This window comes from Agromyces seonyuensis (genome assembly GCF_009789225.1).
In the GTDB taxonomy this organism is placed as follows: domain Bacteria; phylum Actinomycetota; class Actinomycetes; order Actinomycetales; family Microbacteriaceae; genus Agromyces; species Agromyces seonyuensis.
Genome location: NZ_WSTA01000112.1, coordinates 1 through 10,392 on the forward strand (window position 1 = coordinate 1; position 10,392 = coordinate 10,392).

At 74.1% G+C, this 10,392-nt stretch carries 9 protein-coding genes and 1 pseudogene; 5 read left to right on the plus strand and 5 right to left on the minus strand.

Annotated elements, in window-relative coordinates:
- A partial coding sequence (locus tag GB864_RS16830) for an alcohol dehydrogenase catalytic domain-containing protein (RefSeq protein ID WP_160426849.1) occupies positions 1-763 on the minus strand: 763 nt, incomplete at its 3' end.
- A gap of 10 nt (positions 764-773) precedes the next feature.
- A complete protein-coding gene (locus tag GB864_RS16835; RefSeq protein ID WP_160426850.1) occupies positions 774-2,426 on the minus strand; it encodes a long-chain-fatty-acid--CoA ligase in 1,653 nt (550 codons plus the stop codon).
- Between the two features lie 148 nt (positions 2,427-2,574).
- On the opposite strand from GB864_RS16835, the gene GB864_RS16840 reads away from it, so the two are divergent.
- Positions 2,575-3,783, plus strand: a complete 1,209-nt coding sequence (locus GB864_RS16840; RefSeq protein ID WP_160426851.1) for a TetR/AcrR family transcriptional regulator — start codon at positions 2,575-2,577, stop codon at positions 3,781-3,783.
- Between the two features lie 355 nt (positions 3,784-4,138).
- Here GB864_RS16840 and GB864_RS16845 read toward each other — a convergent pair whose 3' ends face one another.
- Positions 4,139-5,650, minus strand: a complete 1,512-nt coding sequence (locus tag GB864_RS16845; RefSeq protein ID WP_160426852.1) for an aldehyde dehydrogenase family protein — start codon at positions 5,648-5,650, stop codon at positions 4,139-4,141.
- A 53-nt stretch (positions 5,651-5,703) separates the two neighbouring features.
- Complete coding sequence (locus tag GB864_RS16850; protein ID WP_160426853.1) at positions 5,704-6,255, minus strand: SRPBCC family protein; 552 nt, start codon at positions 6,253-6,255, stop codon at positions 5,704-5,706.
- A 168-nt stretch (positions 6,256-6,423) separates the two neighbouring features.
- Here GB864_RS16850 and GB864_RS16855 point away from each other — a divergent pair, with 168 nt between their 5' ends.
- From GB864_RS16855 to GB864_RS16870, 4 genes are read left to right on the plus strand one after another with little or no spacing between them, the layout of a single operon-like run.
- Positions 6,424-7,158: a hemerythrin domain-containing protein gene (locus tag GB864_RS16855; protein WP_160426854.1), complete on the plus strand. Its 735-nt coding sequence runs from the start codon at positions 6,424-6,426 to the stop codon at positions 7,156-7,158.
- Between the two features lie 11 nt (positions 7,159-7,169).
- Positions 7,170-8,306: a type III polyketide synthase gene (locus GB864_RS16860; protein WP_160426855.1), complete on the plus strand. Its 1,137-nt coding sequence runs from the start codon at positions 7,170-7,172 to the stop codon at positions 8,304-8,306.
- A 10-nt stretch (positions 8,307-8,316) separates the two neighbouring features.
- A complete protein-coding gene (locus GB864_RS16865; protein ID WP_160426856.1) occupies positions 8,317-9,015 on the plus strand; it encodes a methyltransferase domain-containing protein in 699 nt (232 codons plus the stop codon).
- Positions 9,008-10,180 (plus strand): FAD-dependent monooxygenase, encoded by a 1,173-nt coding sequence (locus GB864_RS16870; RefSeq protein WP_160426857.1) that lies wholly within the window; start codon positions 9,008-9,010, stop codon positions 10,178-10,180. Before GB864_RS16865 ends, GB864_RS16870 begins: the two co-directional genes overlap by 8 nt.
- Here GB864_RS16870 and GB864_RS16875 read toward each other — a convergent pair.
- Positions 10,155-10,392, minus strand: a pseudogene (locus GB864_RS16875) (UbiA family prenyltransferase); the annotation flags it as partial. The gene GB864_RS16870 and the pseudogene GB864_RS16875 overlap by 26 nt on opposite strands.

Consider the following 10,392-nt stretch of genomic DNA (forward strand, 5'->3'; position numbering starts at 1 on the left):
CGCCCACCGTGTCGAGCGCGCGGGCGATCGGAGCGCCGTCGGCGAGCGCGGCGGCGAGGCGCTCCGGCGCGTGCGCCTCGGTCGCCCCGACCCGCAGGGCGCGCTCGCGCCGCGAGGCATCCGGATCGGAGACGACGATGCGGCCGACGCCGCGGGCGCGGGCGGCCATGACGGCGGCGAGGCCCGTGGTGCCGGCGCCGAGCACGAGCAGCGCGTCCTCGGGCCCGGGCCGCAGCACGTTGAGCACGGCGCCGGCTCCCGTCAGCACGCCGCAGCCGAGGGTCGCCGCGATCGCCCACGGAATGTCGTCGCCGATCGGCACCGCGGTCGAGGCGTGCACGACGACGTGCGTCGCCCACGAAGACTGCCCCATCCACCCGGTCGTGACCGACTCGCCCGCGGCGAGCGCGCCGCGGCGCGGCAGGGAGTTGAGCTCGGCGAAGCGCTCGCAGTACGCCGGATGACCGTTCCGGCAGGTACCGCAGTCTCGGCACGACGCGAAGCCGAGCGCGACCCGGTCGCCCGGGGCGAGCCCCTCGACCGCTGCGCCGACGGCCTCGACGACGCCGGCCCCCTCGTGCCCGAACACCGCCGGGAAGCGGTCGCCCGCACCCCCGTCGATGCCGAACAGGTCGGTCGGGCACACGCCGGAGGCGTGCACGCGCACCACGATCTCGTGCTCCCCCGGCTCCCGCAGGGTCACGTCCGAGAGCACGGCGGCTCCGCCGCGCTCTCGGACGAGCGCGGCCACTGCGGCGGTCATCGGCGTGCCGTCAGTTCGCCGGCGTGCGGGCCGGCGGCTGCGCCTCGACGTTCGCGGAGACGGGGGAACCCTCCGGGGCGGGTTCCGCGGCGGCCGCCACGATGTCGGCGCCCCGCAGCACGACCTTGTCGACCTTGCCGCCCGCGTTGCGCGGCAGCGCCTCGGAGACCACGACGTGCTTGGGGTGCTTGAAGCGCGCGAGCGTGCCGTCGAGGAAGTGGGTGAGCTCGGCGGGCGTCGGCGCCTCGTGACCCGGCTTCAGCACGATCGCGGCGACCGGCACCTCGCCCCAGCGTTCGTCGGCGCGGCCGTAGACCGCGACGTCGAGCACCGCGGGATAGGCGAAGAGGGCGTTCTCGACCTCGGCGCAGTACACGTTCTCGCCGCCGGAGATGATCATGTCCTTCTTGCGGTCGACCACCCAGACGAAGCCCTCCTCGTCCCGCTTGACGAGGTCGCCCGAGTGGAACCAGCCGCCCTCGAACGCGGCGGCCGTCTCGACCGGCTTGCGCCAGTAGCCCTGCATCATGGTCGGTCCGCGGTAGACGATCTCGCCGACCTCGCCCGGGCCGACGTCGTTGCCCTCGTCGTCGACGACGCGCGAGAGGATCGTCGGGATCGGGCGGCCGACCGAGCCGAGCTTGCGCAGCGAGTCTGCGCCGCGCAGCACGCACGTGATGGGCGACATCTCGGTCTGGCCGAACACGGCGACGTTCATCGCGTTCGGGAACGTCTCCTCCATCCGGCGGAGCAGCGTGTCGCTCGCGGGAGCGGCGCCCCACGAGATGATGCGCAGCGCGAGGTCGCGGTCCTTGATGCCGGGCAGTGCGCAAATGACCGCCCACTGCTGCGGCACGTTGAAGACGATCGTGGCGCGCTCGCGCTCCCATGCGTCGACCAGGGCGGCCGGGTCGAAGGCGCCGAGCGGATGGAAGACCGTCGGGATGCCGATGATGAAGTTCGGCGCGATCGAGCCGAGACCGGCGATGTGGAACAGCGGCGCCGTCAGGTAGGCGATGTCGGACTCGTCGACGATGCCGTTGGCGCGCAGGCACGTCACCGCCTGCGCGTACAGGTTGCCGTGGTCGAGCATCGCGCCCTTCGGGCGGCCGGTCGTGCCCGAGGTGTACATGATGAGCGCGACCGTGTCCTCCGGCACGTCGGGCGCCTCGAAGCCGTCCGCATCCTCCGCGATGAGGTCGGCGACGCGCTCGTGGCCCGCGGCCGTCGCGTCGCCGAGGACGAGCACCTGCTCGATGCGGGAGGTCACGGTGCCGACGGCGCCGACGAGGGGCACGAGCGGCACGTCGACGAAGATCACCGAGGCGTCGGCGTCGTCGACGATGTAGGCGATCTCGGGCGGGGTGAGGCGCATGTTGATCGGCACGGCGATCGCGCCGAGCGTGTTGATCGCGAAGACGGCCTCGACGACGTCGGGGCTGTTGAGGGTGAGCAGGAGGACGCGGTCGCCGGCCTGCACGCCGCGACGGCGGAGGGCCGCGGCCAGGCGCGTCACGCGCTCGTGCACCTGCGCCCAGGTCGTCACGCTGCCGAGGTATTTGAACGCGACGCCGTCGGGCTTGTTGACGGCGTGGGTGGCGACCTGGTTCATCCAGTGGTTGCGGCGGACGGCCGGCGGGATGATCGGGGAATCGAGGCTCATGCGGGCGTTCCTTCTCGTACGACGGTGTACTGCCGTCGTCGCCGACGGCTCAGGTACGGGCAAGTATGCACGGAGGGTCAGCGGATGTCACGCAATTTTGTGAATCTCGATTCACATCGTCGAGGATGCGGTGCGCTAGCCTGAGCGGATGAGCACCGCGACCGCCGCCGCACCGGTGCGACGCGCACGCCCGAAGGATCGACGGCAGCAGATCGCGATGGCCGCGGCCCTCGCGTTCTCCGAGCGCGGCTACCACCAGGTGAGTCTCAGCGAGGTCGCCGCCGCGGTCGGCATTTCGGCCTCGGCGCTCTACCGGCACTTCCCGAACAAGTACGCGCTGTTCCTCGACGCCGCCGAACGCCTCGCACGCGGGCTCGTCGAGGCGACGGACGGCCTCGGCGACACCGGCGATCCTGAGCGCGACCTCGACGACGTCGTGCGCTCGCTCGCCGAGACGACCGTCGGCAACCGGCTGACCGGCGGTCTCTACCGCTGGGAGGGCCGCTACCTCGAGGATGCCGACCGCGCCCGGCTCCGAGCCGAGTTCGCCGAGCTCAACGCCCGCGTGCGCCGGCCGATCGCGGCACTGCGACCCGACCTCCCGGCCGGCGACGACGCCGCGCTCGCGGCCGCCGTGCTGAGCGTCGTCGCGAGCATCACCTCGCACCGCACCCGGCTCTCGACGCGACGCATCGTCGCGCTCCTCGTCGAGACCGGCCACCGCGTCGCCCTCGTCGACCTGCCTCCCGCCTCCGGCGAGCGCGTCGCCGCGACGCCGGGCCTCCCGTCCGCGTCCAAGCGCGAGACCCTCATCCGCGAGGCGATCACGCTCTTCCACGCGAAGGGCTACCACGAGACCGCCATCGAAGACGTCAGCGCGGCGGCCGGCCTCACCGCGAGCGGCCTCTACCGGCACTTCTCGGGCAAGTCCGACCTGCTGCTCGAGGCCTGCGTGCGGGCGGCCGAGCGACTCGGCGCGACGACCGAGGCCGCGCTCGAGGGGGCGCCGTCGGAGGCCGAGGGACTGGACCGGCTCGTCGACGCCTATGTCGCGCACAGCTTCGCCCACCACGAGCTCATGAGCGTCTACTTCTCCGACTCCGGCGCCCTCCCCCACGCCGAGCTCGAGCGCCTGCGCGACATCCAGCGCCGCCACGTCGACGAGTGGGTCGCGCTGCTGCGTGCCGTGCGCCCCGACCTCGGTGCGGCGGAGGCGCGCTTCCACGTGCACGCCGGTCTCAACATCGTCGTCGATCTCGGTCGGCTCGTGCATTGGGACGAGTCGCCCGCGACGCTCGCCCGCGTCGCCGCACTCGTTCGCGCGGCCCTCGGCGTCGCCGACCAGCCGGTCGAGTAGCGGCGGATCCGCGTCACGAGACGAGAGTCCGGCACGGCCATCGTGTGCGGTCGCCGCGCTGCCCACCGGAACGGACATCGTGCCCGAAGGCAGCGCTGCGAACCGGCACGACCATCGCGTCGAGAGGCGGCGCGGCGCACCGGCTCGACAGGTTGCGGACGACCACCCGACGGCTCGGTCGGTCGTGCGGCCCTCCCGAGAAGACGAGCGGGAAACGGGGATGTCGCGGATCGCTGGCCGAACGGACGGCGATCCGCGACGCTCGCGGATCGCGAACCTCGCTCCCCATCGTGCGCTGCATCGGGGCGCAGGCCGGACGCGGCGCAGTCCGGTCGCCGGTCCCGGCGCTCCGGGGTCAGTGCTTCTTCGGGTCGTGGAGGAGGTGGAGCATCCGCTCGGTGAGGTGCATGTCCTTCTCGGAGCGGTCCATCGTGAGGAGCTTGATCATCGCCGACCGGGTCTGCACCGCGACCGACTTGACGACGGAGAACTCGCGCAGGCCCGCGTCGCCGTGGATGCGGCCGAAGCCCGACTCGCCGCGGCCGCCGAAGGGCAGCCCCGGGATGCCGGCGAAGCCGAGCACCGAGTTGACCGTGACCGCACCGGCCCGGAGGCGGTTCGCGAGGCGTGCGCCGGCATGCAGGTCCTTCGTGAAGATCGACGCGGTCAGGCCGTAGTCGACGGCGTTCGTGCGGGACACGGCCTCGTCGAGGTCGGCCACCGTGTTGACGACGACGACGGGGCCGAAGGTCTCCTCGCGCACGGCCGCGCAGCTCTCCGGAACGTCGCGCAGGATGACCGGCCCGACATACCCGCCCGCGACCGACTCCGGCCCGCCGAGCAGGGCCGTGCCGCCGTCGGCGAGCGCCGCGGCGATGTGGCCGGCGATGACCTCCGATTGGCGGCCGAGGGTCATCGGCCCGTAGCTGGCCGCATCGTCGCCGCCGGGGGCGAGCTTCGCGGCGGCGGCGACGAGCTTCGTCGTGAACGCCTCGGCGACGGAGCCGACGACGTAGATGCGCTCGACGCCCGCGCACGTCTGGCCGGCGTTGCCCATCGCACCGAAGACCGCTGCATCGACCGCGGCGTCGAGGTCGGCGTCGGCCGCGACGATCATCGCGTCCTTGCCGCCCGCCTCGACGACGATCGGCGTGAGGTTCGCGGCCGCGGCCGCCATGACCTTGCGGGCCGTGCCGGGCGAGCCGGTGAAGGCGACCTTGTCGACCCCGGAGGCGGCGAGCGCGCCGCCCGTCGCACCGTCGCCGACGACGACCCGGAGCACCTGGTGGCCGGGAACCGCGCGGTTCCAGGCATCCTCGACCCACTTCGCGGTCGCGGGGGTGAGCTCGCTCGGCTTGAAGACGACGGCGTTGCCCGCCGCGAGGGCGTAGGAGATGGAGCCCATCGGCGTGTAGAAGGGGTAGTTCCACGGGCCGATGACGCCGACGACGCCGTAGGGCTCGTAGCCGACGCTGGCCTTCTGGTTGTAGTTGATGAGGCCCGCGGCGACCTTGCGGCGCTGCAGCACGCGACCTGCCCGCTTGGCGGCCCAGTCGAGGTGGGTGAGGGTCAGCACGACCTCGAGGAGCGCGTCGCCCGCGGGCTTGCCCGTCTCCCGGGAGATGACGGCGGCGAGGTCTCGGGCGCCCGCGGCGACCTGTCCCTTGAACGCGAGGAGGTGGCGCTTGCGGCCCGCGAAGCCCTGGGCGGCCCACCAGTCGGCGTCGGAGCGCGCGGCGGCGACCGTGCGGTCGACCTCGGCGGCGTCGGCGACCGGGTAGCTCGCGACGGCGCTGCCGTCCCGGGGGTCGAGGGAGACGAGCTGGGGGAGCTCGGAGGCGGTGTGGTCGTCGGCGATGAGCGTCATGGCCGTCCCTTCGTCGTTGAATGAACATTGCCGGATGTGAATTGCGGTTCACTTTAGGGCTCGCGCGCCTCGCTGGCAAGCGGATTCGGATGCCGTCGTCGCCAGCGCCGAGACGCCCGTGCCGCCCGGGTGAGGGCGCGGTCGAGCCGCCGGAAGTCCTGCGCGAGGATCCAGTGCGTCGCCCAGTCGGGCAGCCAGCCGAGCTGCCAGCGCATGTCGCCGCTCAGCACGCCCTCGTACTCGGCCCGGACGAGCGTCGTCGCTCCCGACGCCCGGCACGTGTACTCGACCCGCGAGTTCCACGGCGCCGACGACAACCAGACGACGCGTCGGTTGTGCTCGATCGCCTCCATGCGGTCGATGAAGTGCGCGAGGAACGGGCCGATGCGGTCGGTGGCCCGCCACCGCGTCCCGACGTGAGGCGGTCCGTCGTCGATCTGCTCGCGGTACACGACGGCGGGTGCGAAGTCGTGCCACTTCGTCGGGTCCGCCAGGTAGGGGAAGACCGCCTCGACCGGATGGCGCACCCGCGCGACGACGACGACGCGGCGCACCCAGCGCCCGTCCGCGATCGACCCCTCGCCCCCAGGAGTGCGCTCCCCCACGGTCCCGAGGGTACGGCGGCGCACGCGGGGCGCACAACGGGGCGCACAACGGCGAAGCGGCCGGATCGTCGGCGTCGGGTGATGGCCCGGCCGCGTCAGGAGTAGCCTCCCCCTGTTCGCCGCGGGGGCCGGCATCGTCGATGCACCGCAGCGGGATCGGGGGCGGAGATGACGACGAAGCTGCCCTCGTCGGGGGGCTCGCCCGAGGGCGGGACGGCGGGCTGCGACCCGTCGGGCCTCTTCCTCGTGCACCGCATCTTCCGGTGGCTCTACCGGCAGCTGCCGATACTGGTGCGCGAAGTCCGACCCGGCGACGCCGCCCGCGCCGGGTTGGTCGGCATCTACGCGAAGCTCGACTTCTCCGCCCTGCACCTGCACCACGAGACCGAGGACCTCCTGCTCTGGGACCGCCTGACGACCCGGCGCCCGGCCTGCGCCCTGCACGTCGAGCAGATGCGCGCGCAGCACGGCGAGGTCTCGGAGCAGCTCGCCCGCCTCGAGCCGCAGCTCGCACCGTGGGCCGAGACCGCCGACGCCGCGCGCCGCGACGCCTTCGCCGCCGACATCGAGCACCTCCGCGACACGCTCCTGGCCCACCTCGGACAGGAGGAGGACGACATCCTGCCCGTCGTCGCCGACGTCATGAGCCAGCCCGAGTGGGACCAGCTCGAGACGCACACGCGCAGCGAGCTCATGGCCCGCCGCAAGGAGTTCCCGCGCGACGTCATGTCGTTGCAGCTCGGGTTGTTGCTCGCGAGCGTCCCCGAGGCCGAGCGCGACGCGTGGATGCGCGTCAATCTCCCCGTCCCGATCCGGGTGCTCTACCCGTTGCTGATGAAGCGGCGCTACGACGCCGCCATGCGGGAGCTCTATCCCGACCGCCCCGTTCCCTCGATGTTCTGATCGGCATCCGGATGACGGCGCGCATCGTGTCCATCGGCACCGCGGTCCCGGGGACCGACCTCGAGCAGTCGCGCATCCGCGACCTCTTCGCGTCGCAGCCCGGCGTGGACCGCCTCACCGATCGGATCATCCGGGCCGCGTTCGACGCCGCCGCGATCGAGCACCGCTCGACGGTGCTCGCCGAGTTCGGGGAGGCGGGTGCGTCGGGCGCCCCGACGGAGGGCGGGGGCGCCGCCTTCGTCGACGGGGCGGGCGTGCTGCTGGCGCCGACCACCGGGGAGCGCAACGACGCATACCGACGGCTCGCGCCGGACCTGTCGGCGCGGGCGGCTCGGGCGGCCATGACGGATGCCCGCGTCCCGGCGTCCTCCGTCACGCACGTCATCACGGTCTCGTGCACCGGCTTCTTCGCGCCCGGGCCCGACTTCCGGCTCGTGCGCGACCTCGCGCTGCCCGGCACGGTGGAGCGCTACCACCTCGGGTTCATCGGGTGCGCGGCGGCGCTGCCCGCGCTGCGGCTGGCCGCCGGCATCGTCGAGGCGAAGCCCGGCTCGGTCGTGCTCGTGGACTGCGTCGAGCTGTGCACCCTGCACGTGCGCGCCTCGAGCGACCCGCAGCAGATCGTCGCGTCGTCGGTGTTCGCCGACGGGGCCGCCGCGGCCGTGATCGCGGACGACGCGACGGCCGGAGCCTTCGAGCCCCCCGTCTGGCTCGAGCTCGACCGCTTCGGCACGGCGCTCACCGCCGAGGGCGAGGACGATCTCGTCTGGACCATCGGCGACCACGGGTTCGAGATGGTGCTCTCCGCGGAGGTGCCGCGGATCATCGGCCGGGAGATCCGGGGGGCGGTCGACCGCTTCCTCGGCGACGACCCGCCGCCCGATGCATGGGCGGTGCACCCCGGCGGCCGCAGCGTGCTCGATCGCGTCGAGTCCGGACTCGGGCTGGCCCCCGAGCTCCTCGCGCCATCGCGCGCGGTGCTGCGCGACGCGGGCAACATGTCGAGCCCGACGATCCTGTTCATCCTGCGCGCGCTGCTGCACGACGACGCGGTGGGCGAGGGCGCCCGCATCGCCGGCTTGGCCTTCGGACCGGGCCTGACGGTCGAGTCGGCGCTCCTGACCAAGCACGTCGCCGACCCCGCATGAGCGAGGCCGCATGAACCTGTCGAGGCGCGACGACGCGCTGCGCGAGCTCATGGACGACCCGGCGTGCGACCCAAGGCTCCTCCGCGCCACGCTCCGGCGCTTCGGCACCGTCAATCGGCTGGTCTCCGGCTGGGGCGCCGTGTACCGCCGGCACGTCCGCCCCGTGCTCGCCGGCCTCGGGCGCCCGGCCCGCGTGCTCGACCTCGGCAGCGGCGGCGGCGACGTGCTGGTGCGGCTCGCGACGCTGGCGCGGCGCGACGGCCTCGAGGCGTCCTGGCTCGGCATCGACCCCGACCCGCGCGCGCTCGCGGTCGCGAGCGAGCGCGACGCACCGGCGAACGTGGCGTTCCGGTCCGCCGACGCGGCGACCCTGCGCGCCGAGGGCGAGGTCTTCGACCTCGTGCTCTCGAGCCACGTGCTGCACCACTTGGATGCCGGCCTCCCGGGATTCCTCGACGACTCGCTCGCACTCGCGCAGGGGCCGGTGCTCCACAGCGACATCGAGCGAGGCCGTCTCGCCTACGCGCTCTACACCGTCGGCATCACGCCGTTCGCGCCCGGCACGTTCCTGCGCTGCGACGGGCTGCGCTCCATCCGCCGCAGCTTCACGGCGCCCGAGCTCGCGGCGGCGGCCGGCCCGACCGGGCGCTGGCACGTCGAGCGGCCGGTCCCGTTCCGTCTGCTCGCGGTGGGCGACGGCCGTGCCTGACGTCGCGGTCGTCGGCGCCGGGCCCGTCGGGATGCTCCTCGCCGGCGAACTCGCCCGCCGCGGTCTCGACGTCGAGGTGCTCGAACGCCGGCTCGCACCCGGGGCCGGCAGCCGGGCGATCGGGGTGCACGCGCCCGTGCTCGCGGCGCTCGAGCCCTCGGGGCGCACCGAGGCGCTCCTCGCCGAGGCGCATCGGGTGCCGCGCGGCGAGGCCCGATCGGACGGACGGCTCCTCGGGACCGTGCGCTTCGACCGGCTGGGCACCCGGTTCCCGTTCGTGGCCACGCTGCCGCAGTCGGCGACCGAGGCCGCGCTCGCGGCCGACGCTCCCGCCCCGCTCCGCGGGGTCGAGGTCGCGCGGGTGTCGCCGGATGCCGCATCGGTGCGGCTCACCGCGGTGCGCGGCGCGGAGCGGTTCGAGACCGACGCCGCGATCGTCGTGGTCGCCGGCGGCGCGGCGGGCCGGGAACTCGTTTACCGAACCGGAGCCCTCGCACGGCACGACTACCGCGACCGCTATCTCATGGCCGATCTCCCCCGAGCAGCCCGCGGCGACGGCGACACCGCCGTCGTGCACCTCGACGCTGCGGGAGTGCTCGAGTCGTTCCCGCTCCCCGGCGGCATCCGGCGCTTCGTGGCGTGGGATGCGCCGGACGGCGACCCGGACCCCGCTGCCCGCGCGGCACGGCTGCGCTCCGCCCTCCGGTTCCGCGGGGAGACGGCGGCCGCCGACGCCGTGACCGGGGCCACGGCCTTCGGCGTCCGCCGCGTGATCGCCCCGCGCCTGCGTCGCGGCCGGCTGCTCGTCATCGGCGACGCCGCCCACGAGGTGAGCCCGATCGGCGGGCAAGGCATGAACCTCGGGCTCCTCGACGCGATCCGCCTGGCGCCGCTCCTGGCGGAGTGGGTGCGCTCGGGCGATGCCCCGGAACCGGAGTTGCGGCGCTGGGAGCGCGCCCGTGTGGCGTCGGCCCGGACGGCCGCCCGACTCGCGGCCGCCAACACGGCGCTCGGGCGCCCCTTGCCGTCCGCGGCGCACGAGGCACGCGCCCTCGCGCTCCGCGTCGCGCTCGGTCCCGGACTGGGCCGCGTCTTCGCCCGCGCCTACGCGATGGGGTTCGACGCCGACGCGCGAGCGGTCATCCGGCGAGCGCGCGACCGGTGAGCACGAGCTGCGCCGCGAGCAGCAGCGCGGCGAGCATCACGAGCCGGAACAGCGCGCGCGACGGCGGCCGCGACAGCGCGAGCACGAACGTCGCGGCCGAGGCGGCGACCGCCCCCGCGAAGCACGCCCACGAGGCGACCGGGATGCCGGCGAGGTCGCCGCCCGCGCCGCCCAAGAGCACCGCGACCGCCCCCGCCACGACGGCGACCGCG

Bases quoted from the DNA above. Each gene is read 5' to 3' on its own strand.
- GB864_RS16835 (WP_160426850.1), bottom strand. From the start codon at position 2,426: ATGAGCCTCGATTCCCCGATCATCCCGCCGGCCGTCCGCCGCAACCAC.
- GB864_RS16840 (WP_160426851.1), top strand. From the start codon at position 2,575: ATGAGCACCGCGACCGCCGCCGCACCGGTGCGACGCGCACGCCCGAAG.
- GB864_RS16845 (WP_160426852.1), bottom strand. From the start codon at position 5,650: ATGACGCTCATCGCCGACGACCACACCGCCTCCGAGCTCCCCCAGCTC.
- GB864_RS16855 (WP_160426854.1), top strand. From the start codon at position 6,424: ATGACGACGAAGCTGCCCTCGTCGGGGGGCTCGCCCGAGGGCGGGACG.
- GB864_RS16860 (WP_160426855.1), top strand. From the start codon at position 7,170: ATGACGGCGCGCATCGTGTCCATCGGCACCGCGGTCCCGGGGACCGAC.
- GB864_RS16865 (WP_160426856.1), top strand. From the start codon at position 8,317: ATGAACCTGTCGAGGCGCGACGACGCGCTGCGCGAGCTCATGGACGAC.